Here is a 24,230-nt window from a genome sequence, read left to right on the forward strand (position 1 = left end):
CAGCAAGGGCGCCCTCCCGGCCACAGCCACACGCGCCCACGCCATCCCCAGCGAGTGATCCCTGCCATCCCCACCTGCACACAACCGCGAACGGCCGCTCGATCAGCTGCCGGACGCTGCTCGCGCGGGCATCCGATCTCGGGTGTCACGCTGACACTCATCCCCAGCATGCCGGTGGCCGAGATCCACATTCTGGTCCCGGGACTCCGGTCGGCGTGCCGGAGCGACAACCCGCAACACCCCGGGATGCCGACGCATCAACGCTGGGACGATCCCGGTGTGCGCGGGGAATCCTGACGTGCGGCGCCATTTCCGCGTGATAGTCGTCTGAGCAACGGCGCGGTGCGTGGACCCACCAGTTGCTGCATCACCAGGGCCATATTGGTGCGTTCCACACCCGGGATCTTCAGGATGCGGCCGGCGACCCGATACAGATCGTCCGCGTCGCGGGCGACGACACGCACGGTCAGGTCGGTCAGCCCGGTCATGCCGCACACCTCGGTCACCTCTGGCACCTCGGCCAGCTCGGCGACCACCGCGTCGAGCCGGTGCTGATCCACCACCACCGCCACGAAGGCGTCCAACTGATAGCCGAGAGCACGCGGGTCGACGCGGCGATCGAATCCGGCCAGCACACCGGCCGCCTCCCAGCGGGCCAGCCGCGCCTGCACGGTGTTGCGCGACAGGCCGAGCCGGGTGGCCAGCTCGACCCCGGTCGCGCGCGGGTTGGCGACCAGCTCCAGTAACAGTCGCGCATCCGTTGCGTCGACGACGGCTCCGACAGGTTCTCCACTGGACATACTTCGCAGTATGACAGCCCGCACCCGCTCCATATCGAGCATTCTGACCAGTTGGCGTGTCAGTACTTGCGCAGATCGCCCTATCGTGGATGCTGTGAGGTAGAGCACTCGACGCCCGTCGCCCGGCGCGGAGACCCCGGACCGGCGATGAACAGAACGGCAGCTGTTTCGACCAAGGCAGTTGTTCAGAAAGGCAGGGGCCATGTCCGATACGTCCACCCGGCTACCCACGATGACCTGGGCCGCAGCCGTCCCTGATCGGGTCTCCTACCCGGTCCAGCTCGTCCAGCCCGACGGCCGCCGCGTCCTGGACCGCGAGCACGCGGCACTGGTCGCCGACGTCGGGCCCGACAAGTTGCGGCAACTGTACGAGGACATGGTCGTCGCCCGCCGCATCGACGCCGAGGGGACGGCACTGCAGCGTCAGGGCCAGCTCGGCCTGTGGGCGCCGCTGCTGGGGCAGGAGGCCGCACAGATCGGTTCCGCGCACGCCCTGTGCGCCGACGACTACGTGTTCTGCAGCTACCGCGAGGCCGGCGTCGCCTACCAGCGCGGCGTGGACCCGGCCCAGATCACCCGCCTGTGGCGCGGCGCCGCGCACTCCTGCTGGGATCCGGCCGAGATCAACATGACCAATCCCGCGATCGTGGTGGGCGCGCAGGGTCTGCACGCCACCGGATACGCCTACGCCGCGCATCTGGACGGCGCGGAGATCGCCGTGATCACCTATTTCGGCGACGGCGCGACCAGTCAGGGCGATATCGCCGAGGCACTCGGATTCGCCGCGTCGTGGAGCGCACCGGTCGTGTTCTTCTGTCAGAACAATCAGTGGGCCATCAGCGCGCCGGTGCGGGTGCAGAGCGCCACACCCATCGCGCGCCGCGCCTACGGATACGGCATTCCCGGCGTCCAGGTCGACGGCAACGACGCGCTGGCGGTGCTCGCGGTGACCAGGCAGGCGGTCGCGCGGGCGCGGGCGGGCGGCGGCCCGTCGTTCATCGAGGCGATCACCTACCGGATGGGCCCGCACACCACCGCCGACGACCCCACCCGCTACCGCACCGCCGCCGAGACAGAGCTGTGGCAACAGCGCGATCCGATCGACCGGCTACGCCGACTGCTGGAGCGGGAAGAACTGTGGGACAGCGAATTCGAGCAGCGAGTCCGCGCCCGTTCCGACGAGGTCGGTACCCGGCTGCGCACCGCCACCATCGAGATGCCCGACCCCGATCCGATGGAGCTGTTCGAGCACGTCTACACCACCGAACATCCGCTGATCGACGCCGAACGCCGGGAGTACGCGGCCTACCTGAAGGGAGCGGACCTGTGACGACCACCTTCGCCGCCGCACTCAACACGGGAATGCGCCGGGCCCTCGAGGACGATCCCAAGGTCGTGCTGATGGGCGAGGACATCGGCCGCCTCGGCGGCGTCTTCCGGGTCACCGACACGCTGCAGAAGGATTTCGGCAACAACCGCGTCATCGACACGCCACTGGCCGAATCCGGCATCGTCGGAACGGCTTTCGGCATGGCGCTACGCGGCTACCGGCCGGTGTGCGAGATCCAGTTCGACGGATTCGTCTATCCGGCCTTCGATCAGATCGTGTCCCAGGTGGCCAAGATCCACTTCCGCACGCAGGGAAAGGTCCGCGCGCCCATCACGATTCGCATTCCGTTCGGCGGCGGCATCGGCTCGGTGGAGCACCACTCCGAATCGCCGGAGGCGTATTTCGCGCATACCGCGGGGCTGCGTGTGGTCTCGCCGAGCACCCCCGCCGACGCCTATTCGATGATCCGCCAAGCCATTTCGCTGGACGATCCGGTCATCTTCTTCGAGCCCAAGCGCCGCTACTGGGACAAGGAGGAGGTGGATTTCGCCGCGCTGGACGCCGATCCCTATCCGCTGGACCGGGCACGCATCCGCCGCGAGGGCACGGATGCGACGGTCGTCGCCTACGGCGGCATGGTGCGCACCGCGCTGACGGCCGCGGAAATCGCGGCGGTGGAGGGTCGTTCGCTGGAGGTGATCGATCTGCGGAGCCTGTCGCCCATCGACTTCGACACCGTCGAGGAGTCGGTGCGCCGGACCGGACGGCTGATCGTCGCGCACGAGGCGCCCGTCTTCGCCGGACTGGGCGCGGAGATCGCCGCACGGATCTCCGAACGCTGTTTCTACCAGTTGGAGGCGCCTGTCCTGCGCGTCGGAGGCTTCGACATCCCCTATCCCCCGGCTAAGCTCGAACGGCACCACCTGCCCGACCCCGACCGCATTCTGGACGCGGTCGATCGCACACTGGCCGCCTGACTGAGCTTACCCACCCCGCCGGCTCCGCACGCTCCGCCGGCTCACCGTCCCCGCTGAGACAGAGGTGCCCGTTGGAAGCAGACAACGTACTCGAGTTCCGACTACCCGACCTCGGAGAGGGTTTGACCGAGGCCGAACTGGTCTCCTGGGCGGTGGCCGTCGGCGACACGGTGGAGCTCAACCAGACCATCGCCGAGGTGGAGACGGCCAAGGCCCAGGTGGCCCTGCCGAGCCCGTTCTCGGGCCGGGTCACCGAACTGCTGGCCCAGCCGGGCGATACGGTCGCGGTGGGCGCGCCGCTGTTCCGGGTGCAGGCCGACCAACAGAGCACCGCGCCCGCGCGCACCGACGCGATCCCGGCGCACGATGCCCTCGCGGCCGATGAACAGCCCGAACGTCAGTCGGTGCTGGTCGGATACGGTCCGGAAGTCGAGTCCAGCACGCGCCGCGCCCGGGCCGCGGTGAAAACCCCGGCTGTCGCCCCGGCCTATCCGGATCGCCCGTCGGCCACCCCGGGCGCCCGGAAACTGGCCCGCGAACTCGGCATCAACCTCGCCTTCGTGGCCGGCTCCGGCCCGGGCGGCGCGGTCACCGTCGAGGATGTGCGGCACGCGGTGCCGGTCTCGCAGCCGAACAACCGGATCGACGAGCAGGACCCCCCGGCACCCAATCTCCCGCGTCCGAGCCCGCCACCGGTGCCGGCCATGCGCCCGGACGGCGGCATCATCCGTCCCGTGCCCACCACGGGCGAGACCAGCACCCCCGTCACCGGGATTCGTAAGCGCACCGCCGCCGCGATGGTGGCGAGCGCCCGCACGATTCCACAGGCCAGCGCGTTCGTCTCGACCGATTTCACCGCATCGATGGAACTGCTGGACCATCTGCGCGGCACCGACTCGTTCACCGGCCAGACCCTGACCCCGCTGGCATTGGTGGCCAAGGCGACGGTCGCGGCGATGGCGGAGTTCCCGGACATCAACTCGTTCTGGGACGAGGAGAACAAGCAGATCATCACGAAGCACTATGTGAATCTGGGCATCGCGGTGGCCACCGATCGGGGCCTGCTGGTGCCGAACATCAAGGATGCGCACACCCTGAGCCTGCGTGAGCTGTGCCGGGAGATCGGCTGGGTCGCCGATATCGCCCGTGCCGGATCCGCGACCCCGGCCGATCTGCGCGGCGGCACGTTCACCATCAGCAATGTGGGCGTCTTCGGCGTCGACGTCGGCGTACCGCTGGTCAATCCGGGCGAGGCGGCGATCATGTGCCTGGGCTCGATTCGCAAGCGCCCCTGGGTCTATCGCGACGAGATAGCCGTACGCTGGGTCACCACACTGGGGGTGAGCTTCGACCACCGAATGATCGACGGCGAGCTGGGAGCCCGATTCCTGGCCACGGTCGCCTCCCTGCTGGAGGACCCGCTGACCCTGCTGGGCCGGGTCTAGCCGGTCGCGGGCGCGACGACCAGCGCCGCGGCCGCCTCGCGGATCACGGCCGGGATCTCGACCGACCTGCGGGTTTCGCTGTCGACGTAGACGTGTACGAAACCGCCGGTGGCGGCCAGTTCCAGCGCGTCGCCGTCCTCGCGGAAGATGGCCAGCTCGTAGGTGATGCTGGAGCGCCCGAGCCGGCTGATCCGCAACCCGACGCGCAGCTGATCCGGGAAGCTGAGTGAGCCGAGGAATTGGCAGGAGGTCTGCGCGACCAACCCGATGGCGGCCAAGTCCCGGATATCGGTGCCGGTGGCGTGGATCAACCAGGCATTGACCGCGGTGTCGAAGTACGAGTAGTAGGTCACGTTGTTGACATGCCCGTAGTGGTCGTTGTCGGCCCACCGTGTCGGCACCGGCCAGAGCACCGGGTAATCCTGCGCAGTAGTCACGCCAAGACAATAGTCAGTCGCTCGAGCCGAGTCCGCTCGGACCTCGAGGGGGACTCGCCGGGCCGGACGCAGGCGGTATCCCCCAATCCCGCAGCCCCGAATATAGGGGCCGGAAATTGTCGGTGCGGCGGAATACAATTGGATTCGAGAAGGAGGGGGGATCACAGAAGGTTCGGAACCTGGTCCCGCCGCGTCGAGGAGGTCGCGAAGGGCGGGGAAACGAGGGGCTATCGGCATCAATGGCCGGTACCGTCGGGTCAATGGGTGCCTCGACGCTTGCTCCTCCGATTCGGACCGCACGCGCCGCGGTGTTCGCGGTGTTCGGGCTCAACGGATTTCTGTGTTCCATGTGGGTGGTGCACATTCCGGCGATCAGCCAGCGGACGGGGGTGTCCCACGCCACCCTCGGGATGCTGATCCTGCTGATGGCACTCGGGGGTATCGCGGGGATGCAGGCGGCCGGGCCGCTCGCCGATCGATTCGGCAGCCGGGCGCTGGTGGCCACGGCGGGGGTCTGGATATCGCTGACGGTAGCCGGCCCCTCGCTGGCCACCGGACCGGTGACGCTCGGCGTGGCTCTGGTGGCGTTCGGCGCGGGCAACGGAGCCTTGGACGTGTCGATGAACGCCCAGGCGGTGCAGGTCGAGCGGAATTACGGGCGGCCGATCCTGTCGGCATTCCATGCGCTGTGGTCCTGCGGCGGGTTCATCGGGTCACTGATGGGTGCGGCGACGATGCATCGCGACTGGGATCTGCGCACCACCATGCTCGGCGTGGGCATCGTCTCGCTCGTTGCTCTCGGGCTGTCCGCGACCAGGCTGCTGCCGCGCGTCGCACCTGCGACCGCTGCCGGGCCGCCGCGCGATTCGCTGCCCTCCACGGCACCGATCGCGAGTGGTCCTCGAAAGTCCGCCACCCGCAAGGTTTTCGCGCTCGCGGCGATCGCGTTCGCGTTTCTGATGACCGAGGGCACCGCCAACGATTGGAGTGCCCTGCAGGTGCGCGAGCACCTCGGCGTCAGCAATGCGACCGCCGCGCTGGCCTACGGCGCGTTCGCCGCGACGATGACCGCGGGCCGGTTCACCGCCGACCGGATCAGCGCTCGTTTCGGCCGGGTCGCGATCGTGCGCTGGGGCGCACTGCTGGCCGCGGCCGGGCTGGCGCTCGTCATCGCCTCACCGTGGGTGCCGACCACCCTGCTCGGCTGGGCACTGCTCGGCGTCGGGTTGTCCGGCGGCGTCCCTCAGATCTTCAGCGCCGCAGGTAATCTCGGCACCGATACGGCGGCGACCGACATGTCCCGAGTCTTCAGCCTCGGTTATCTCGGCTTCCTCGCCGGACCGTCGGTGATCGGCTGGTTGTCCACACTGAGCTCGCTCACCGCGGCATTGGCCTTCCCGCTGGTGCTGATCCTGACGTGTGCGGCCTGCGCGCGCATCGTCCGGACCAGTTCTTGACCTATGGGTCTAGAACAATTATCGTTCCTCTCATGGGTAGACCACGCGCCTTCGAGGACGAGGACGTCGTCGAGCGCGCGATGGAGGCGTTCTGGATCAACGGATACGCCAACACCTCCCCCGCGCAGCTCGCCGAGTGCACCGGGATCGCCAAGGGCAGCCTCTACAACGCTTTCGGCAGTAAGCGAGAGCTGTTCGAGCGGGCACTGGACCGCTACGACCGGATGGGGGCCGAGATGACCACCGACTTCATGTCCCGTCCGGGGAGCACCAGAGAGGTCATCGGCGACTATCTGCGCAACCTGGCCGACTCGGATACGGACGATCCGGCGCGCGGCTGCCTGGTCGCCAACACCGCGCTGGAACTGGGCGGACGCGATGCCGAGATCGACCGCCTCCTGCGGACCATCACCGAACGCAACCTGACCATTCTGGCCGGCCGCATCGACCAGGGCCGCCGCGACGGCGACGTGTCTCGCGACACCGACCCGCGCGTCGCGGCGGAATTCCTCATGAACACCGTCGCCGGACTGCGCATCATGGCCAAGAGCTACGACCGGCGGGTCCTGCACCGCATCATCGATACCGCACTGACCACTCTCTGAATCCCCTTCCCCAGCAAGCATTTCCCCACATCGTCCACCGCAGTGTTGTCGGCTGCCCTAATTTTTGACCTACTGTTCAAAAAAGGAGAAATCATGGATCTCGACCTTGCTGGAAAGACCGCGGTCGTCACCGGCGCCAGCCGCGGCATCGGGCTGGCCATCGCACAGGCGCTCACCGACGAGGGCGTCCGCGTGGTCGGCGGTGCCCGGACGGTCACACCGGAACTCGAAAAAGCCTCCGTCGCAGCGGTTTCCGCCGATCTCGGCACGGCCGAAGGGGTAACCACCCTGATCGATACGGCACTGACGGAACTGGGCGGCCTCGACATTCTGGTCAACAATGTCGGCGGCGGCGACGCCGAGCGCTTCCAACTCGGCAGCTTCCTGGACATCGCCGACGACCAGTGGCTCGACCTGTTCGAACTCAACGTCATGAGCGCGGTCCGCGCCAGCCGGGCGGCGCTGCCGAGCCTGATCGAACGACGCGGTTCGATCGTCAACATCTCCTCGATCAACTCCCGCCTGCCCGCGGTCGGTCCGACCGGATACAGCGAGGCCAAAGCGGCCCTGACCTCCTTCAGCAAGCGGATCAGCGAGGAGTTCGGGCCGCAGGGCGTGCGTGTCAATACCGTGTCGCCGGGCGTGACAGGCAGTTCGATCTGGCGTGATCCCAATGGTTTCGGCGCCAAACTGGCCGCGGCCAGCGGGGTCGGGCACGAGGAGTTCCTGGCGAGCATTACTCGGAATTTCGGCATGACCTCCGACCGGATCACCGAGCCCGAGGAGGTCGGGTCACTGGTCGCGTTCCTGGTCTCGGGGCAGTCGGCCAACATCATCGGCGCGGACGTCGTCATCGACGGCGGCACGCTCAAAACCATGTGAATACGACGTGACGCCGCTGGCAAGATACCCGCGACGTCACCGTTCACGGGGTGCCGACAAGCGCGCGTCGCGTCATCGGTCGCCGGTGAGCGAGATATGCGTGTCGGGCCACGGCGGACGCCGCACCACCGCGACGGTGGACAAGGTCGCGGCGACGAGGCCGGTCAGCACGCCGACGAAGGCGAGCAGCGATTCGTCCTTCGTGGCAATCCATTTGGAGTCCCGGCCCTGCACTACCACGATGCCCAGCGGCCGCAACCCCGGACGAAATCGGCCGCCCGGCCGGGCGACGGTGATGATGGTCGCCCCGTCCGGGGTTTGATACGGCGTTCCGAAGACCATCGAATCATCGATGCCCGCCGGAAGATTGATTTTTTCCCTGAGCGTCATAATCGCCCCTTTATATGAGCATCCGAGCCATCGAATCGGTACGGGTGAAGCCTATCCTGCAACCACAGCCGGTAGCTATTGCAAATTATGCAATATAGATTGCACCCCTTGCGAACCTGTGTCACGTGAGTCATTCTGTCGCGAACACGAGAACATATCGTGGTACGGAAGGAGTTCGACGTGCGCGATATCGAGATGGGACGCAGGCGGTTCCTCGGAGTTGGAGCCGTGGGAGCGGGTGCGGTGGTAACGGGTGGGCTGTTACGCCCGGCGGCGGCGAACGCGGCGACGAGCACCCGCGCTTTCGTCGGCTGTTACACGACTCAGGGCACTGGGCGTGGAATCGGTTTCGGCACAGTCGATTCCGGCACCGGTACGCTCGCCGTGGACGGCGTACTGAACGTGCCGGACCCGTCGTTCCTGACATTCTCACCCGATCACCGGTTCCTCTACGCGGTCGACGAGGGGACGGCCGCGAGCTCGGCCACGGCCGTGGATCTGCGGGGCGCACGACCCCGAGTGCTCAATACCGTTGCGGTACATGGAGAAGGACCTACACATCTGTGTGTCGCCCCCGACGGACGACATGTGCTGACCGCGAACTACGTCTCGGGCAGTGTCAGCGTGCTGAGCGTGAACCAGGACGGCTCGCTCGGCGCGGTGAGCGACGTCGCGCAGCACACCGGCAGCGGCCCGGCCGACTCCGATCGCACACCCGGTCCGCATTCCCACCAGGTGTTGTTCGATCCCTCCGGCCGCTGGGTGCTCGCGGTCGACCTCGGCGTCGACGCGGTATACGTCTACCAGCTCACGGACGGAAAGCTGCACCGGCACGCACAGGTGGCGATGACGCCCGGCAGCGGTCCGCGGCATCTGTCCTTCCATCCCGACGGTCGGCGCGTCTACCTGGCCAACGAGGTGAATTCGACTGTGACCGTATGTGATTGGCGCTCCGACACCGGCGAGCTACGTCCGGGCCGGAGCCTGCCCGCCGATGTCAACGGCGGGGGTGATCGCAACTATCCGTCCGAGCCGGTGATCTCCCGCGACGGGCGACTGCTGTACCTGGCCAACCGCGGCCACGACAACATCGCCACCTTCGCCATCCTCGGCGATCTGCTCGCTCCGCTGGGCGCCACACCGTGCGGCGGAAAATTCCCGCGCGATCTCACGTTGTCCCCCGACGGCCGGCGATTGTATTCATCGAACCAGAAATCGAATTCAATCACCTGGCTCGATCTGGACCCGACAACCGGACTACCCCACCCACCCTCGGGCACCCTGAATTCGCCGACCCCGACCTGCGTTCTTTTCGCCTGATCCACGAAACGCCGAATTCACTCCAGCAGCGGCAATTCGGCCGAAATGATTCAGATATGCCGAATTCTGTTCATGCCTGGAGAACAGAGGTACCGGCAAACCCGCGAATGCGGGTTCACCGGCGCCTCTACCGGCGAAACCCGTCACACAGCGTGAACGGACCTCACCGGCTCATTACCGTTGTCACCACGCACGACAGCGGGCATCGCGATGACCGCCACGATCGTTGTTGCTGTTGTGCCAGTTGCCATTACGGTCACAGTGCCGGTCGATTCCGGCGGGGGCGCCGCCGCCTCGCCAGTCGTTGCTGTCGGGGCCTTGCTGCTGATGCACCGACGCGATCGGTGCGGCGCTCGCTACACCCGCGAACGAGGTGGTCGTCATCGCACCCACGGCCGCCGCAGCCAGCACACCGCCAATTACCTTGTGTTTCACCGGGATTCCTTCTGTCATCAGAATCAGAAACGGCCATTGCGACCGTCACGTCATCCTAAATCCGGGCAAGCACCCACCGGAACGACCTTTTCCCTTCTCACAGGAGGTTTCCGGGTCTTCCACAGAATTTCCGGACATTCCCACACAATACGATTCAGCCGCACAGCGTGGACCTAGCTTGCCGGCCTAGTGCCCGCGCCACCAGGTGCGGACAGACGCGCGGCCCGCACCTGGTGGTGCGGGCCGCGCAGTACAGCGAACGATTACAGGGCCTTGAGCTCCTCGGTCACCGCACCGACCGACTTCTTCGCATCGCCGAACAACATCGAGGTGTGGTCGGCGTAGAACAGCGGGTTGTCGATGCCCGCGAAGCCGGAGTTCATCGAACGCTTCAGCACGATCACCGACCTCGCCTGATCGACGTTGAGCACCGGCATGCCGTAGATCGGGCTCGAGGAGTCCTCCCGGGCCGCCGGGTTGGTGACGTCGTTCGCGCCGATCACCAGGGCTACGTCGGTACGGCTGAATTCGCCGTTGATGTCGTCCATCTCCTTGAGCGCGTCATAGGAGACCTCGGCCTCGGCCAGCAGCACATTCATATGGCCGGGCATACGACCCGCGACCGGGTGAATGGCGTACTTGACCTCGACACCCTTGGCCTCCAGCAGATTCGCCATTTCCTTGACCGCGTGCTGGGCCTGGGCCACGGCCATACCGTAGCCGGGCACCACGATCACCTGATTGGCGTAGGCCATCTGGATCGCGGCGTCGGCCGCGCTGGTCGCCTTGGCCTGCTTCTGCTCTCCACCGCCCGCGCCGGGAGCCGTTCCACCGCCACCGAATCCGCCCGCGATGATCGCCGGAATGGACCGGTTCATCGCCTTGGCCATCAGGTTGGTCAGGATCGAACCCGAGGCGCCGACGATCATGCCGGCCACGATCATCGCCGTATTGTTCAGCGCCAGACCCGCTGCCGCGGCGGACAATCCGGTCAGGGCGTTCAGCAGCGAGATCACCACGGGCATATCGGCGCCGCCGATCGGCAGCACCATCATCAGGCCCAGCACACCGGCCAGCACCAGGACCGCGATCATCCACAGCTGGGACACACCGTGTTTCGTCGCGCCGACGCCGATCACCACCGCGCACGCGATGGCGCCCAGGAACAGCAACAGGTTCAGCGGCTGCTGCAACTTACCGACGCCGATCGGGCGGCCCGGGAGGATCTCCTGGAGCTTGCCGAAGGCGATCAGCGAACCCCAGAACGAGATCGAGCCGATGATCGCCGCGAACAGCGAACCGATCACGATGTGCACGGTCGGCTGCTCGTCGAAGTGTGAGAAGCCATGGGAATTCAGGAATTCCGACCATGCGATGAGAGCGACCGTACCGCCGCCGACGCCGTTGAACGCGGCCACCAGCTGCGGCATCGCGGTCATCTTGGTGAACCGCGCGGGCGGAACGCCCAGCAGCACACCGACGATGATGCCCGCCACGATCAGGATCCAGTTGCTGGTGTGCCGCACCGAGATCAGCGTCGCGACCACGGCGATGAACATGCCGACAGCGGCGATCTTGTTGCCGCGCACCGCGGTCTTGGGTCCGGTCAGGCCCATCAGGCCGTAGATGAACATCGCGAACGCGATGATGTAGAGGCCGTTGACCAGATAGCTGATGTTGTCGAAGGTGTGCATCACTTACCAGCCTTTTCCGGCGCGGCCTTCTTGCCCTTGAACATGCCCAGCATCCGGTCGGTGACCACGAAACCGCCGATGACGTTCAGCGTCCCGAACACCACGGCCACGAACAGGATGATCTGCGTGAGCACCGACGGGTGCTGCACGTTGCCGAGGGTCACCAGCGCGCCCAGCACGACGATGCCGTGAATCGCGTTGGTACCCGACATGAGCGGGGTGTGCAGGGTGTTCGGGACCTTGGAGATGACGGCGAAACCGACGAATCCGGACAGCACCAGAATCGCGATATTCGCCAGCAGGTCGGTATACATCAGCTCTGCTCCTTGTCGGCCGCGCTTACCTCGCCCGAGTCCGCGGACCGGGCCGGCGCGGCGGTCGTCTCATCGGGGCCCGGGGCCGGCTGCACGACGCGGGTCACGCAGGAATCGGCGAGTACCTGATCGCCGAAGTCGGGCGCGAGCTTTCCGTCGACCAGCATCAGTTCCAGCAGGGCCGCGATATTCTTCGAGTACAGCTCACTGGCGTGTTCGGGCATCGTGGCGGGCAGATTCAGCGGCGAGGCGATCGTGACGTCGTGCACGACAACGGTTTTGCCCGGCTCGGTGAGCTCGCAGTTGCCGCCGGTCTCGCCGGCCATATCCACGATCACGCTGCCCGGCTTCATCCCCTCCACCGCGGCGGCGGTGACCAGCCTCGGCGCGGGCCGGCCGGGCACCAGCGCGGTGGTGATCACCACGTCGAAGCCCTTGATGGCGTTTTCCAACGCCTGCTGCTGCTGGGCCCTCTCCTCCTCGGTGAGCTCCCGCGCGTAACCGCCCTCGCCGGCGGCGTCGATACCCAGATCGAGCCACTGCGCACCGACCGAGCGGACCTGGTCGGCGACCTCGGGCCGCACGTCGTATCCGGTGGTCCGCCCGCCGAGGCGCTTGGCGGTCGCCAGGGCCTGCAGGCCCGCGACGCCCACGCCGAGCACCAGCACGGTCGCCGGTTTCACCGTGCCCGCGGCGGTCGTCAGCATCGGGAAGAAGCGAGTGGACTCCGAGGCGGCCAGCAGCACCGCCTTGTACCCGGCCACATTCGCCTGGGAGGACAGCGCATCCATCACCTGTGCGCGGGAGATGCGCGGAATCGCCTCGACCGCGAAGGCCTGCACGCCCGCCTCGCGCAGCGCGCCGATCTTGTTGTCCGCGTTGCGCGGCGCGAGGAAGCCGATGAGCGTCTGGCCGGCGGACAGTTTCGCGAGCTCGGTATCACTGGGCGGCGCGACCTTCACGACCACCTCGGCGTTCCACGCATCGCCGATCGTCGCACCCGCCTCGGCGTATGCGGCGTCGGGGATCAGCGCACCGGCTCCGGCCTCGGATTCGACGACCACGTCCACGCCGTACTTCAGCAGACTGGGGATGATCTTGGGCACCAACGCGACCCGGCGTTCGTCGACGTTGGTCTCCCGTACGACACCGACCCGCGTACGCGGCACGGCCGCGTCTGCGTTCTGCGTTGTCTCCACTGGTCAACTTCCTTACTCGTCATGGTGTGCGGGCCCTACCTCTATGGTGGGCCGTACCATCCCGCTTCGGCGACCCCTAACTTACTCAATGGTAAGTTCTGTGGAATCTAGATCACATTCCGGGTTGTCGGTGAGCGTAGCGGAGATCAACGTCACATGGATGTGTGAAATTCCTCCCGTTTCGCCCCAATAGTTCAAGGTTGACGACAGATGCTGCCATGACATATAGGATGACGCGCCGTTGCCGACACACTTCGGCGGGAGACTGTCGCGCAGGGGTCGTACACCGTAATGTCGGCAGCGTGAGTAGCTGCATCTTCTGCGGGATCGCCTCGGGTATCGCGCCCGCGACCAAGATCCACGACGACGAGGTGCTCTGCGCATTCCTGGACATCCGGCCCATCACCCGCGGCCATACGCTGGTGATTCCGAAACGACACGCGACGAACCTGGACGACTTGGACTCCGAACTCGGTTCGGAGCTGTTCGGTCTCGGGCATCGACTGGCGAAGGCGTTGCGCCGCAGCGATCTCGGCGCGGACGGCGCGAATCTGATCCTCAACGACGGCGAGTCGGCGTTCCAGACCGTGCATCATGTCCACCTGCACGTGGTGCCGCGACACAGCGGAGACATCCGAAGCTTCGCCACCGGCATGCTGTTTCGCGGCCGAGTGGGCAAGCAGCCCGATCCGCGAACCACGGCCGCGGCCATTCGCGGTGGACTGGACCGGCTCGCCGCCGAGGAGGACAGCCCCTCCGACACTCCGGCCGCCGCCGGCGGGACGGACGCGGCGAGTCCGGATCACACGACAACCGCGGACAGCCCAGCCGCGACGAGCACTGTAGACAAGGAGCCCCGCGCATGACGGACCGCGCCGCACTCACCGCCGCGCTCTCGGACCAGTGGGACGCGCTGGATCGCCTGGTGGCGGGCCTCGACGAAAGCCGATGGCGTACATCGTCCCCGCTGCCCGGATGGACCGTCTTCGACGTGCTGGCTCACGTGGTGGGCACCGAACGAATCCTGCTGGGCGAGCCGATACCGCAGGCCGATGCCGAAGTGTCCGAACTGCCGCACGTGCACAACCCGACCGGCGCGATGAACGAGGCATGGGTCGCCTCGCTGCGCCCGCTGTCGGGTGAGCAATTGCTGGCCGCGTTCCGCGAGGTCACCGACCGGCGCCGGAAGGCCCTGGCCGCGTTCACCGACGAGAAGTGGGAGCGCCCGGGCCCCTCACCGATCGGCGAGGTGTCCTACGGCAGGTTCATGCGGATCCGGCAGTTCGACTGCTGGATGCACGAACTCGATATCGCCGACGCGCTCGGTGTCGCCGTCGAGGAGGGCGGGCCGCGTGCGGAATTCGCCTTCGGCGAGCTGACGCCGACCCTCGGGCGCGCCGCGGTCAAGGGTGCGCAGGCGCCCGACGGCTCGCGGATCGAATTCGAGCTCACCGGCCCCGAGGCCCGGCGCGTGCGCCTGGCGGTCGATGGCCGGGCCGCGCTGGTAGACGACTTCGACGCTCCCGCAACTGTGCACATCGCCATGCCGTCCGGTCTGTTCGCCCGCCTGCGTGGCGGCCGCACCACGGCAGCGGAGCATTCCGGTGAGATCACCCTCGGCGGCGATCGAGAACTCGGTCGACGCCTGGTCGACAACCTCCGCTTCACCATGTGACGCGCCGATGCGACTGTTCCTGTCCAGCTACCGTTTCGGCGCGCATTACGACCGATTCGCCGCACTCGTGGGCGAACCGGGCCCGGTGGCGGTGATCCCGAATGCCTGCGACTCCTGGCCCGCGGCCTGGGCCGGCGCGGTGGCCAGCGATCTGACACCGCTGCGCCGCGCGGGATTCCGCCCGGACGTGCTGGATCTGCGCGAATACATCGGCCGGACAGCCGAACTGGAGAAGGCCCTGCGCGCCTACCCGCTGGTCTGGGTGCGCGGCGGCAACACCTTCGTACTGCGCGCCCAATTCGCCCGCAGCGGCGCCGATCTGGTGCTCCCCGAACTCTTGGCCGACGACGCCCTGGCCTACGCGGGCTACAGCGCCGGCGCATGTCTGCTGACCCCCGACCTACACGGAATAGAAGCGGCCGACGACCCCGCCGAGGTGCTCCCCACCTGCGGCATCGAATCGCAGTGGGACGGATTGGGATTGGTCGACCGTCCCATCGTCCCCCACGTCGCCTCCCCCGCCACCGACCCGGACGGCATCTGCGACCGCCTGGCCGAACACCTTCGCACCGAGGGCATCCCCCACTGGGCACTCACCGACGAGGACGCGATCGTGGTCGACGGCGACCACACCGAAGTACTCACCACCCGACCCTGAACGACCGTCAGGTCGTTCGCTTGGATGGCGGAGGCCCGAACCGGCATTCGGGCCCGGGGCGATTCGGGGCGGCGGCGGTTTCGACAAGCCCGGGCCGTTCGAGCGCCGATGACCTGGGGACGACCGCCGAGTCTCAGTGCTCGTTCTGCGACTCCGCCTCTTGCGTTGTCGCTGTTGAGTCCTCGACCTGGGCGAGCCGGTGCACGGCGAACTTCACCCAGCTCCGCCAAAGCTCCGGGTCGGCGTCTTCGCCGAGCATGAATCGCCCGTATTGGGGCAAGACCTCGATGTAGTTGACCATGGCCGTCATCAGCGCCAGTAGGTAGGCGGGAGGCATGTCGCCGCGGACGGCGCCGCGGTCCTGCGCGGCCTCGACCGCGACGACCTTGTTCCGGTAGCGACTGGCGCGCGCCGGGCCGGACACGATCTCGTCGGGGCCCAGTTCCAGCATCTCCCACATCTGCAACCGCAGGAATTCCGGATGGGCGTGGTGGTAGTCGAGGTGACCGTCCACCCAGTCGTCCAGGTTCTCCATGTCGACGGGTACCGCCTCGGCCACGTCGAGCATCACCTTCTCCAGCACCTGACGGAACAGCTGCTGCTTATCGCCGAAGTAGGCGTAGATCAGCTGCTTGTTGGCGTTGGCGTTGCGGGCGATGCGGTCCACCCGCGCCCCGGCGATCCCGTAGGCCGCGAATTCGTGGATGGCGGCCTCGAAGATGCGGGCCTTGGTTGCCTCCGGATCTCTTGTCGCTGCCATGTATCGAGTCTAACCAACCAATTGGTTGACAAGTTTCGGGACAGGCTGGAATAGTTTCAACCAACTAGTTAGTTACAGCCCCCGGGAACGCTCCACTCCCCGCGCAGCGCGGCGCGACACACATCCACCTCCGATTCCGGGAGACCGACGTGTCCACGATCGAAACCAGTACCGCCTCATCAGCACGCGGCGAATCACACAACCCCGGTATGCCCATCCCAGCCGCGGGTCCGTCGGCCGCTCGTCGGCCCGGTACACCAGCCGGCGCGATCCCCGCCGCGGATTCCGGCCGCGAGCACGCCGGAACGACGGGCGACGCGGCTGCGTTCCCCGGCCGCTGGCGAGTGCTGCCGGTCATCCTGTCCGCGATGTTCATGGCGATGTTCGACTGGTTCGTCGTCAACATCGCGGCCTCGTCCCTGCAACACGACCTGCACACCAGCCAGTCCGCACTCGAATTGATCATCGGCGGTTACGGTTTCGCCTTCGCCTCGGCCTTGATCACCGGCGGACGCCTGGGCGACCTGCACGGACATCGGCGCATGTTCATCCTGGGCATGCTCGCGTTCGGCGCGGTGTCGCTGCTGTGCGGCCTGGCGCCCAACGCCTGGGCGCTTGTCGCATTCCGGGTCCTGCAGGGCGGGACGGCGGCGTTGATGGTCCCGCAGCTGCTCGCACTGATCAACACCCTGTTCCCGGCCGCCGAACGCCCGCGTGCGATGGCGGCCTATGGCGCGACCATCGGCCTGGGCTCGGTCGCCGGGCAGGTCCTCGGCGGCGTGCTGCTCAACGCGAATCTGTTCGGCTGGGGCTGGCGGACCATCTTCTACATCAACGTGCCGATCGGCCTGGCCGCCGCCGCACTGGCCGCGCGCTGGTTGCCCCGGCACGAGCACAATCAGCGGCCGAAGCTGGATCCCATTGGTGCACTGGGCATCTCGGCGGCCTTGGCGCTGGTGCTTGTGCCGGTGACGCTGGGACGCCCCGAGGGGTGGCCGCTGTGGACCTGGATCTGCATGGTCGCCTCGGCGCCCGTACTGGCGGCAACACTGCGCTACGAGGGACACCTCGCCCGCCGCGGCGGTGAGCCGGTGCTGGACACCGCCATGCTGCGGCGTCGCGTCTTCGCCTCGGGCATGCTGGTGGGCGGCGGCTACCTGACGTTCTTCGCCGGATTCATGCTGTGCATGACCCTGTTGCTACAGAACGGATTCGGTCTGTCCGCACTGCGCGCCGGACTGACGTTCGCGCCCTTCGGCCTGTGCTTCGCGGCCAGTTCGTTCTTTCTGGCCCACCGGGTGGCCGCGCGGATCGGCAACCGGGTGGTGATGACCGGTGTGGTCTGCGCACTGATCGGCATCGTCGTCATCCTCGCGGTGCTGACCGGCTACGGACACGAGACCAGCGTGCTCGCACTCATCCCGGGCATGATGATCGTCGGCGTCGGCAACGGCCTGACCCTGCCGTCGCTGATCGGCGCGGTGCTCTCCTCGGGCATCCCGCCGCGCCAGGCCGGGACGGCGGCCGGTGCGCTGACCACCTCGCAGCAGTTCGGAAACGCCATCGGCGCAACGATTCTCGGTACCACGTTCTTCGCGGCGCTGGGAACCGGAACCAGCGCAGGCGATTACGTGACGGCGATGCAATACGCGGCGCTGGTCGGCATCGCTGTGCTGATCGTCGCCCTGGCCGCCGCCTTCGCACTGCCGCGCCACACCGCGGGCTGAGCGCCGACAACCTCCCCGGCATGCTGAACCGTCATCGCGGCATGCGTTCGACCGGGATCCATCCCAGCCACTCGGTTCCGGTGGATCCCGGTCGAACGCACGCCGGGATGACGGAGGCCGGTCGCGCCGGGGTCTTACAGGTACAGCCCGGTCCCGTGCTGCGGGCGCTCATTGGCCACCGCGTGAATATCGCGTTCACGCATGACCAGATACCCCTGCCCCTGCACCTCGACCTCGAACTGCTCGTCGGGGCTGTACAGCACCCGATCCCCGACCTCGACGCTGCGCACATGCGAACCGACCCCGCAGACCTCACCCCAGATCAGACGCTTGGCCACCTGCGCGGTCGCGGGGATCAGGATGCCGCCACTGCTGCGCCGTTCCCCAGACTCCGGGGTCTCGCGGACCATCACCCGGTCGTGCAGCATCTGGATCTCTAGCTTGGCTTCGGACACCGCGGCAGTGTAACGCCAGCGCGCCCCCGTACCCCATACGGCCGCCACGACGTAGTTTCGAAGGGTGGAGCCGAATACCCTTGCCGAACTTCTGCCCGCGGGCGTCGTCGTCACCGATCCGGATATCCTGGCCGGATATCGGCAGGACCGCGCCCTGGACCCGGATGCCGGAACCCCGCTCGCACTGGTCCGCCCTGCCACCACCGAACAGGTCTCGGCGGTGCTGCGCTGGGCCCAGGAGCATGGGGTGCCGGTGGTGCCGCGCGGGGCGGGCACCGGACTGTCCGGCGGCGCCACCGCCCAGAACGGCGCGCTGCTGCTGAGCACCGAGCGGATGCGCGAGATCACCGTGGATCCGGTCACCCGGACCGCCGTCGCGCAGCCCGGCCTGCTGAACGCTGAGGTCAAGCGGGCGGTCGCCGACCACGGCCTGTGGTATCCGCCCGACCCGTCGTCGTTCGAGATCTGCTCGATCGGCGGCAACGCGGCCACCAACGCCGGCGGCCTGTGCTGTGTGAAGTACGGCGTCACAACCGATTACGTGCTCGGCATGCAGGTCGTGCTGGCCGACGGGACGCCCGTGCGGCTGGGCGGGCCGCGGCTGAAGGATTCGGCCGGACTGTCGTTGACCAAACTTTTCATCGGCAGCGAGGGAACCCTCGGCGTGATCACCGAGCTCACGCTGCGCCTGCTCCCCGCGCAGCCGCCGCAAAGTACCGTCGTGGCATCGTTTTCCACGATGACCGCGGCCACCGAGGCGATATTGGCGATCACCGCGCGGCTGCGGCCCTCGATGCTGGAGTTCATGGACGCGGTCGCGATCAACGCCGTCGAGGACGAACTGCGCATGGGCCTGGACCGCGAGGCCGCCGGAATGCTCGTGGCCCGCTCGGACGCACCGGGCGAATACGCCGCCGCCGAATGCGCGCTCATGGTGGCGCTCTGCGAAAAGGCGGGGGCGAGCGAGGTTTTCAGCACCGAGGATCCGCAGGAGGGCGAGGCGTTCACCGCCGCACGGCGTTTCGCCATCCCGGCGGTGGAGCGCAAGGGCACGCTGCTGTTGGAGGATGTCGGGGTGCCGCTGCCGCGCCTGGGCGAGCTGGTCACCGGCATCGCCGAGATCGCCGCGAAGCACCGGGTGCTGATCTCGGTCATCGCACACGCCGGTGACGGCAACACCCACCCGCTGATCGTGCACGATCCCGACGACGCCGACGAGAGTGCCCGTGCCCACGTGGCGTTCGGCGAGATCATGGAGTTGGCGATCGCGCTGGGTGGCACCATCACCGGCGAGCACGGCGTGGGCAGGCTCAAGAAGGCGTGGCTGCCCGATCAGCTCGGCCCCGACGTCATGGCGCTGACCCGACGGGTCAAGGACGCGCTGGACCCGCACGGCATCCTCAACCCCGGGGCCATCCTGTAGCTGAACGGTCGGCAACAGAATGGTATCTGCAACGCCGCGACACCCGCATTGATCGGCGATCGACCATCGACCCCGGAACAACTCACCCCGCCAAGGAGTTCCACTACCCATGACGACCAGGCTCGAACACAACGAGGCCGACACTCGCTACGAGATCTACCTCGACGACACCCTCGCCGGGTACGCCGACTACAGCGAGTGGGTCGAGGGCGAGCGCCGGACGCGTGATTTCCAACACACCCTGACGTTTCCCGAATTCCGGGGCCACGGTGTGGCCGCCCAGGTCATCGAATTCGCGCTGCGGGACTCCAGGGAGGCAGGCTTCTCCATCATCCCCACCTGCTGGTATGTCGAGAAGTTCATCGCGCGGCACCGCGAATACGCGGACCTGGTCGGTTAACGGGCCTGGTCGGCCATCGGGGCCTTTTTCCTACGCCACGCCGAGAACTGGCGGTCCATGGCGCTGCGTATGGCCTGGTTCACGCTCTGGTTGTCGAAACCCGGTAGCGACCGCAGTCGCACCAGGAATGCGGGGTCGGCGGCCGAGTGAGGCACTACACAACCGTTTCCCTTCGTCCCTATGAGCACGAAGAACATCGTCTCGGCGAACGGTCCGTCTGCCGTGGTGATGACCCGGACCTCGCAGAGGTCGTGCCACATGACCTCCTCGATCCGGCCGTTGTCCAACGTGCGCCGGACGAACATGTCGTTGATCTCGACTCCGGCCATGCCTCAATAGTGCTCCGTCGGAGCCCGGTTAGATAGTCCTCAATTCGCCCGATTGCGACTGTTTTTGCGAATGCAAGAACGCTTTCGCTAACGCATTCACTGCTACTCGATCTGGCTAATTCTCCGCATTTTCTCGAGATCAGCGCAGGAGCGCGCGTGACATGACAACTCGCTGAATCTGGTTGGTGCCCTCGTAGATTTGGGTGATCTTCGCGTCGCGCATCATCCGCTCCACCGGGAAGTCGGTGGTGTACCCTGCGCCGCCGAACAACTGCACGGCATTGGTGGTGACTTCCATCGCCACATCGGAGGCGAAACATTTGGCCGCGGCGGAGATGAATCCGAGGTTCTTCTCCCCGCGCTCGGCGCGCGCGGCGGAGGTGTAGACCATCAGGCGCGCCGCCTCCACCTTCATCGCCATATCCGCGAGCATGAACTGGGTGTTCTGGAAGTCCGCGATCGACTTGCCGAACTGCTTACGGTCCTTGGTGTACGCGATGGCGGCGTCCAGTGCGCCCTGCGCGATGCCGACGGCCTGCGCGCCGATGGTCGGGCGGGTGTGGTCCAGCGTCTCCAGGGCGGTCTTGAAGCCGGTGCCCTCCGCGCCGATGATGCGGTCGCCCGGGATGCGACAGTTCTCGAAGTACAGCTCGGCGGTCGGGGAGCCCTTGATGCCCAGCTTGTGCTCGAGCGGTCCGACGACGAAGCCCTCGTCGTCGATGTGCACCATGAACGCGGAGATGCCGTTGGCGCCCTTGTCCGGATCGCTCACCGCCATCACCGTGTACCAACTGGACTTGCCGCCGTTGGTGATCCAGCACTTGGAGCCGTTGATGACCCAGTCGTCGCCGTCGCGGCGCGCGCGGGTGCGCATACCTGCCGCGTCCGACCCGGCCTCACGCTCGGACAGGGCATATGACGCCATCTTGCCGTTGACGATATCCGGCAGGACCTTCTGCTTGAGTTCCTCGGAGCCCTTCAGGATCAGGCCCATGGTGCCCAGCTTGTTCACCGCGGGGATCAGCGAGGACGAACCGCAGACCCGGGCGACCTCCTCGATCACGATGCAGGTCGCGACCGAATCCGCACCCTGGCCGTCGTACTCCTCGGGCACGTGCACCGCGTTGAAGCCCGCCGCGTTGAGCGCCTCGAGCGCCTCCTGCGGGAACCGGGACTTCTCGTCGGCCTCCTTGGCGTACGGGGCGATTTCCTTCTCCGCCAGGCCGCGGATGGCCGCGCGCAGCTCGTTGTGCACATCGGTCAGCTGGAACAGATCGAAATCGGGATTGCCCGCCATGGTTGTCTCCTGGTCGTCGGGTCGGACCGCCTTTTCCGCGAATCCTCAGCGTTGCGGCACTCAGTGCCAGTCGAGTTCAGTATACGACGCCCGGTGACCGTTAAATGATGCGATGTCCACTAATTGGCGTGGCACCGAGTGTCACTATTGAAGATGTGTCCGCCCTCACAGGTTACCGAGTCGATGCGCGAGCAGGTCCGCGACGTACGCGGGCGGCATATCCCGGGGAAACACCGCGACCACCATCTCCCCCGCCGCACGCCCCTCGCGCGCGATCCCCGCCAGCGCCGCCCGCAGATCCGCCACCCCCGCATCGGACCGGCCGCGGACCATGCGCCGCAGCAGATAGTTGTGCGTGGCGGTCACCGCCGCGGAGAACTGGATCAGCGACAGATCCGCCGCCTGCGGCAGTTTCTCGCGCAGATAGTCGGTGAACAGCCGCTCGTACCGGAACACGGTGACGATCTCCCGGTCCCGCAACGCGGTCACCTGTCGTACCACCCGATACCGCCGAGCTGCCAATTCCCTTGTCTGCGTGAACCTCTCGAACACGCCAACCACGGCCTCGCACACCGCGTCCCACGGATCCCCCTGCGCCGCATCCAAGAACGCCTGCGCCTGCGCCAACTGCGCCTCGTGATCAGCGAATACGACATCCTCCTTGGCCCGGAACTGCCGGAAGAACGTCCGCCGCGAGATCCCGGCGGCCTCGGCGATCTCATCCACCGTCGTCGCCTCGTACCCCTTGTCGGCGAACAACCGCAGCGCATGATCCACGACCGCCAACCGAAACCTGGCGTTGTCGTCATCCAGCCGAGCACGTGTCACGTCATCAGAGGCCACACTTCAACCGTAGCGAGCACCCCGGCGCGCCCGGCCATCATCCGCATGTTTCGAATATTTCGATTATTTTGTATACTGCGAATAGGGAGAAGGAGGCACTCGTGAGTGTGAAACAAGCCGCTAAACGTACCGACCCCGGCGCGATGGACGCCGAGGTGGCCGCACGCGCTCTGCGGCGGATCAAGGACTACCTCATGAAGCATCCGGACGAGGAGACCATCCCCGTCACGGAAGAACTCGGGGGTGAGGATGCACTCGTCCTCCCTCGTGAAGCGGTAAGTCTGCTCGCATTCATCCTGGCCCAGGCATCCGAAGGTCGCGGTGTCACAGTTGTACCCTCACATGCCGAACTCACGACACAACAAGCCGCCGACATGCTCAACGTCTCTCGCCCTTATGTAATCGGTCTGCTGGAAGAGGGCGAGATTCCGTTTCGCCTCGTGGGCCGCCACCGCCGCATCCGGTTCGACGATCTGAAAACCTACCAGCAGCAGCGTGAAATCAAGAGCAGGGAAGCGGCGGACGAACTCACAGCCCTCGGCCAGGAGCTAGGCATCTGATGTCTTTCACGGTCGTGTACGACGCTAACGTGCTCTACGGCAACACCATGCGGGACATGATGATCCGGATTGCCCGATCGGGCTTCGTGCAGGCCAAGTGGACTCATCAGATCCTTGATGAGATGCTCCGCAACCTGGCTGCCAAACGCCTGGATATTGCGGAGGCGAAGCTGATTCGATTGCGACAGCTGATCATCGACTCCGTACCAGACTGCCTCGTTGAGGGGCTACCAGCCGCTGATCGACGGTTTGAAGCTGCCCGATACAAACGACAGGCATGTGCCGGCAGCAGCGATCAAAGTGAACGCTCAGGTCATCGTCACCTCCAACCTCGACGACTTCCCTGCTGAACTTCTCGCGCCATGGAACATCGAAGCCAAAAGTCCAGACGACTTCCTCCTCGATCAGATCGCGCTCGATGACCGAATCGTCTGGGCGTGCGTGCAACAGATCGCGGACTCACGCAATAGTCCGCCCGAGAGCGCTGAGGATGTACTCGACGCGCTGGAACGGGCGGGGCTTGTCGAAACCGTCGCTGCCTTGCGAGACAACCGATTCTGTCGCTGAGCGGCCAAGCCTGAGATCCGACTCAGCCCAGGAGACGGGTGCGCAGGGCGGTGTCCTTTTCCAGGACCAGTTGTTCCAGGTTGGACTGGAACTGTTCCATGCGGGCGCGGAGGGTGGGGTCGGTGGCGGCCAGGATGCGAACGGCCAGGAGGCCCGCGTTGCGGGCGCCGCCGATGGAGACCGTGGCGACGGGGACGCCGGCGGGCATCTGGACGATGGACAGGAGAGAGTCCATGCCGTCGAGGTATTTC

General features: G+C 66.6%; 27 protein-coding genes and 1 pseudogene. 15 read left to right on the forward strand and 13 right to left on the reverse strand.

The annotated features are described in order from the left end of the window. Positions 1-257 precede the first annotated feature (257 nt). Complete coding sequence (locus JZ791_RS36695; protein WP_216901346.1) at positions 258-800, reverse strand: Lrp/AsnC family transcriptional regulator; 543 nt, start codon at positions 798-800, stop codon at positions 258-260. 232 nt (positions 801-1,032) lie between these two features. Between JZ791_RS36695 and pdhA the strand changes: the two genes are divergently transcribed. The 3 genes from pdhA (at position 1,033) to JZ791_RS36710 (ending at position 4,552) form a co-directional block, all read left to right on the forward strand. Then, positions 1,033-2,130: a pyruvate dehydrogenase (acetyl-transferring) E1 component subunit alpha gene (gene pdhA / locus JZ791_RS36700; RefSeq protein ID WP_216901393.1), complete on the forward strand. Its 1,098-nt coding sequence runs from the start codon at positions 1,033-1,035 to the stop codon at positions 2,128-2,130. After that, complete coding sequence (locus JZ791_RS36705) at positions 2,127-3,107, forward strand: alpha-ketoacid dehydrogenase subunit beta (protein WP_216901348.1); 981 nt, start codon at positions 2,127-2,129, stop codon at positions 3,105-3,107. The genes pdhA and JZ791_RS36705 overlap by 4 nt, the downstream gene beginning before the upstream one ends. A gap of 71 nt (positions 3,108-3,178) precedes the next feature. Further along, positions 3,179-4,552, forward strand: a complete 1,374-nt coding sequence (locus JZ791_RS36710) for a dihydrolipoamide acetyltransferase family protein (RefSeq protein ID WP_216901350.1) — start codon at positions 3,179-3,181, stop codon at positions 4,550-4,552. Here the strand turns inward: JZ791_RS36710 and JZ791_RS36715 are convergent. Further along, positions 4,549-4,989, reverse strand: a complete 441-nt coding sequence (locus JZ791_RS36715) for an acyl-CoA thioesterase (RefSeq protein WP_216901352.1) — start codon at positions 4,987-4,989, stop codon at positions 4,549-4,551. The genes JZ791_RS36710 and JZ791_RS36715 overlap by 4 nt on opposite strands. A gap of 260 nt (positions 4,990-5,249) precedes the next feature. Here JZ791_RS36715 and JZ791_RS36720 point away from each other — a divergent pair, with 260 nt between their 5' ends. From JZ791_RS36720 to JZ791_RS36730, 3 genes are all read left to right on the forward strand, one after another. Continuing rightward, a complete protein-coding gene (locus JZ791_RS36720) occupies positions 5,250-6,446 on the forward strand; it encodes an MFS transporter (RefSeq protein WP_216901354.1) in 1,197 nt (398 codons plus the stop codon). A gap of 32 nt (positions 6,447-6,478) precedes the next feature. Continuing rightward, positions 6,479-7,051 carry a TetR/AcrR family transcriptional regulator gene (locus tag JZ791_RS36725; RefSeq protein WP_216901356.1) on the forward strand — a complete coding sequence of 191 codons (573 nt, stop codon included), beginning with the start codon at positions 6,479-6,481 and terminating at the stop codon, positions 7,049-7,051. 93 nt (positions 7,052-7,144) lie between these two features. Continuing rightward, complete coding sequence (locus JZ791_RS36730; protein WP_216901358.1) at positions 7,145-7,933, forward strand: SDR family oxidoreductase; 789 nt, start codon at positions 7,145-7,147, stop codon at positions 7,931-7,933. 72 nt (positions 7,934-8,005) lie between these two features. Here the strand turns inward: JZ791_RS36730 and JZ791_RS36735 are convergent, their stop codons facing one another. Continuing rightward, positions 8,006-8,323, reverse strand: a complete 318-nt coding sequence (locus JZ791_RS36735; RefSeq protein WP_216901360.1) for a hypothetical protein — start codon at positions 8,321-8,323, stop codon at positions 8,006-8,008. A gap of 180 nt (positions 8,324-8,503) precedes the next feature. On the opposite strand from JZ791_RS36735, the gene JZ791_RS36740 reads away from it, so the two are divergent. Beyond that, a complete protein-coding gene (locus JZ791_RS36740) occupies positions 8,504-9,643 on the forward strand; it encodes a lactonase family protein (protein ID WP_216901362.1) in 1,140 nt (379 codons plus the stop codon). Positions 9,644-9,826: 183 nt separating this feature from the next. On the opposite strand, the gene JZ791_RS36745 is transcribed toward JZ791_RS36740, so the two are convergent. The 4 genes and pseudogenes from JZ791_RS36745 to JZ791_RS36760 form a co-directional block, all read right to left on the reverse strand. After that, positions 9,827-10,078 (reverse strand): hypothetical protein, encoded by a 252-nt coding sequence (locus JZ791_RS36745; RefSeq protein ID WP_216901363.1) that lies wholly within the window; start codon positions 10,076-10,078, stop codon positions 9,827-9,829. 263 nt (positions 10,079-10,341) lie between these two features. After that, a complete protein-coding gene (locus tag JZ791_RS36750) occupies positions 10,342-11,754 on the reverse strand; it encodes an NAD(P)(+) transhydrogenase (Re/Si-specific) subunit beta (RefSeq protein WP_216901395.1) in 1,413 nt (470 codons plus the stop codon). A gap of 17 nt (positions 11,755-11,771) precedes the next feature. Continuing rightward, a complete protein-coding gene (locus JZ791_RS36755) occupies positions 11,772-12,086 on the reverse strand; it encodes an NAD(P) transhydrogenase subunit alpha part 2 (protein ID WP_216901364.1) in 315 nt (104 codons plus the stop codon). Between the two features lie 14 nt (positions 12,087-12,100). Then, positions 12,101-13,285: pseudogene (locus JZ791_RS36760) on the reverse strand (Re/Si-specific NAD(P)(+) transhydrogenase subunit alpha); the annotation flags it as partial. Between the two features lie 302 nt (positions 13,286-13,587). On the opposite strand from JZ791_RS36760, the gene JZ791_RS36765 reads away from it, so the two are divergent. From JZ791_RS36765 to JZ791_RS36775, 3 genes are read left to right on the forward strand one after another with little or no spacing between them, the layout of a single operon-like run. Next, on the forward strand, positions 13,588-14,151 hold the full coding sequence (locus JZ791_RS36765) for an HIT family protein (protein ID WP_216901368.1): 564 nt from the start codon (positions 13,588-13,590) through the stop codon (positions 14,149-14,151). Continuing rightward, the gene (locus tag JZ791_RS36770; RefSeq protein ID WP_216901370.1) at positions 14,148-14,960 is read left to right on the forward strand and encodes a maleylpyruvate isomerase family mycothiol-dependent enzyme; all 813 of its coding nucleotides are present in this window, start codon (positions 14,148-14,150) and stop codon (positions 14,958-14,960) included. Before JZ791_RS36765 ends, JZ791_RS36770 begins: the two co-directional genes overlap by 4 nt. A 7-nt stretch (positions 14,961-14,967) precedes the next feature. Continuing rightward, a complete protein-coding gene (locus JZ791_RS36775; protein WP_216901372.1) occupies positions 14,968-15,618 on the forward strand; it encodes a Type 1 glutamine amidotransferase-like domain-containing protein in 651 nt (216 codons plus the stop codon). Positions 15,619-15,751: 133 nt separating this feature from the next. Here the strand turns inward: JZ791_RS36775 and JZ791_RS36780 are convergent, their stop codons facing one another. Then, entirely contained in the window at positions 15,752-16,378 is a 627-nt protein-coding gene (locus tag JZ791_RS36780) for a TetR/AcrR family transcriptional regulator (RefSeq protein WP_216901374.1), read from the reverse strand. 209 nt (positions 16,379-16,587) lie between these two features. On the opposite strand from JZ791_RS36780, the gene JZ791_RS36785 reads away from it, so the two are divergent. Then, on the forward strand, positions 16,588-18,105 hold the full coding sequence (locus tag JZ791_RS36785) for an MFS transporter (RefSeq protein WP_216901379.1): 1,518 nt from the start codon (positions 16,588-16,590) through the stop codon (positions 18,103-18,105). A 134-nt stretch (positions 18,106-18,239) separates the two neighbouring features. On the opposite strand, the gene JZ791_RS36790 is transcribed toward JZ791_RS36785, so the two are convergent. Beyond that, a complete protein-coding gene (locus tag JZ791_RS36790; protein WP_308163320.1) occupies positions 18,240-18,560 on the reverse strand; it encodes a GroES family chaperonin in 321 nt (106 codons plus the stop codon). Between the two features lie 64 nt (positions 18,561-18,624). Between JZ791_RS36790 and JZ791_RS36795 the strand changes: the two genes are divergently transcribed. Together JZ791_RS36795 and JZ791_RS36800 are read left to right on the forward strand one after the other, a co-directional pair. Further along, positions 18,625-19,983: an FAD-binding oxidoreductase gene (locus tag JZ791_RS36795; protein ID WP_216901381.1), complete on the forward strand. Its 1,359-nt coding sequence runs from the start codon at positions 18,625-18,627 to the stop codon at positions 19,981-19,983. A gap of 109 nt (positions 19,984-20,092) precedes the next feature. After that, on the forward strand, positions 20,093-20,383 hold the full coding sequence (locus JZ791_RS36800; protein WP_216901383.1) for a GNAT family N-acetyltransferase: 291 nt from the start codon (positions 20,093-20,095) through the stop codon (positions 20,381-20,383). On the opposite strand, the gene JZ791_RS36805 is transcribed toward JZ791_RS36800, so the two are convergent. From JZ791_RS36805 to JZ791_RS36815, 3 genes are all read right to left on the reverse strand, one after another. Next, positions 20,380-20,712 carry a hypothetical protein gene (locus tag JZ791_RS36805; RefSeq protein ID WP_216901385.1) on the reverse strand — a complete coding sequence of 111 codons (333 nt, stop codon included), beginning with the start codon at positions 20,710-20,712 and terminating at the stop codon, positions 20,380-20,382. The two genes, JZ791_RS36800 and JZ791_RS36805, sit on opposite strands and share 4 nt — an antisense overlap. 139 nt (positions 20,713-20,851) lie before the next feature. Next, positions 20,852-22,009 (reverse strand): acyl-CoA dehydrogenase, encoded by a 1,158-nt coding sequence (locus JZ791_RS36810; RefSeq protein ID WP_216901387.1) that lies wholly within the window; start codon positions 22,007-22,009, stop codon positions 20,852-20,854. A 165-nt stretch (positions 22,010-22,174) separates the two neighbouring features. After that, positions 22,175-22,852 carry a TetR family transcriptional regulator gene (locus JZ791_RS36815; protein ID WP_216901389.1) on the reverse strand — a complete coding sequence of 226 codons (678 nt, stop codon included), beginning with the start codon at positions 22,850-22,852 and terminating at the stop codon, positions 22,175-22,177. 101 nt (positions 22,853-22,953) lie between these two features. On the opposite strand from JZ791_RS36815, the gene JZ791_RS36820 reads away from it, so the two are divergent. Next, positions 22,954-23,412: a helix-turn-helix domain-containing protein gene (locus JZ791_RS36820; protein ID WP_308163321.1), complete on the forward strand. Its 459-nt coding sequence runs from the start codon at positions 22,954-22,956 to the stop codon at positions 23,410-23,412. Positions 23,413-23,631: 219 nt separating this feature from the next. Beyond that, positions 23,632-23,979 (forward strand): VapC50 family PIN domain-containing toxin, encoded by a 348-nt coding sequence (locus JZ791_RS45605; protein WP_254206942.1) that lies wholly within the window; start codon positions 23,632-23,634, stop codon positions 23,977-23,979. A 22-nt stretch (positions 23,980-24,001) separates the two neighbouring features. On the opposite strand, the gene JZ791_RS36830 is transcribed toward JZ791_RS45605, so the two are convergent. Beyond that, the coding region (locus tag JZ791_RS36830; RefSeq protein ID WP_216901391.1) for an AIR carboxylase family protein at positions 24,002-24,230 on the reverse strand (229 nt) is incomplete at its 5' end.

The sequence above is a fragment of the Nocardia alni genome, assembly GCF_019038435.1.
GTDB lineage: Bacteria > Actinomycetota > Actinomycetes > Mycobacteriales > Mycobacteriaceae > Nocardia > Nocardia alni.

Coding starts and splice junctions, on each gene's coding strand:
- JZ791_RS36775 (WP_216901372.1), top strand. CDS start 14,968: ATGCGACTGTTCCTGTCCAGCTACCGTTTCGGCGCGCATTACGACCGA.
- JZ791_RS36755 (WP_216901364.1), bottom strand. CDS start 12,086: ATGTATACCGACCTGCTGGCGAATATCGCGATTCTGGTGCTGTCCGGA.
- JZ791_RS36735 (WP_216901360.1), bottom strand. CDS start 8,323: ATGACGCTCAGGGAAAAAATCAATCTTCCGGCGGGCATCGATGATTCG.
- JZ791_RS36725 (WP_216901356.1), top strand. CDS start 6,479: ATGGGTAGACCACGCGCCTTCGAGGACGAGGACGTCGTCGAGCGCGCG.
- JZ791_RS36730 (WP_216901358.1), top strand. CDS start 7,145: ATGGATCTCGACCTTGCTGGAAAGACCGCGGTCGTCACCGGCGCCAGC.
- JZ791_RS36800 (WP_216901383.1), top strand. CDS start 20,093: ATGACGACCAGGCTCGAACACAACGAGGCCGACACTCGCTACGAGATC.
- JZ791_RS36805 (WP_216901385.1), bottom strand. CDS start 20,712: ATGGCCGGAGTCGAGATCAACGACATGTTCGTCCGGCGCACGTTGGAC.
- JZ791_RS36810 (WP_216901387.1), bottom strand. CDS start 22,009: ATGGCGGGCAATCCCGATTTCGATCTGTTCCAGCTGACCGATGTGCAC.
- JZ791_RS36695 (WP_216901346.1), bottom strand. CDS start 800: ATGTCCAGTGGAGAACCTGTCGGAGCCGTCGTCGACGCAACGGATGCG.
- JZ791_RS36780 (WP_216901374.1), bottom strand. CDS start 16,378: ATGGCAGCGACAAGAGATCCGGAGGCAACCAAGGCCCGCATCTTCGAG.
- JZ791_RS36720 (WP_216901354.1), top strand. CDS start 5,250: ATGGGTGCCTCGACGCTTGCTCCTCCGATTCGGACCGCACGCGCCGCG.
- JZ791_RS36785 (WP_216901379.1), top strand. CDS start 16,588: ATGCCCATCCCAGCCGCGGGTCCGTCGGCCGCTCGTCGGCCCGGTACA.
- pdhA (WP_216901393.1), top strand. CDS start 1,033: ATGACCTGGGCCGCAGCCGTCCCTGATCGGGTCTCCTACCCGGTCCAG.
- JZ791_RS36770 (WP_216901370.1), top strand. CDS start 14,148: ATGACGGACCGCGCCGCACTCACCGCCGCGCTCTCGGACCAGTGGGAC.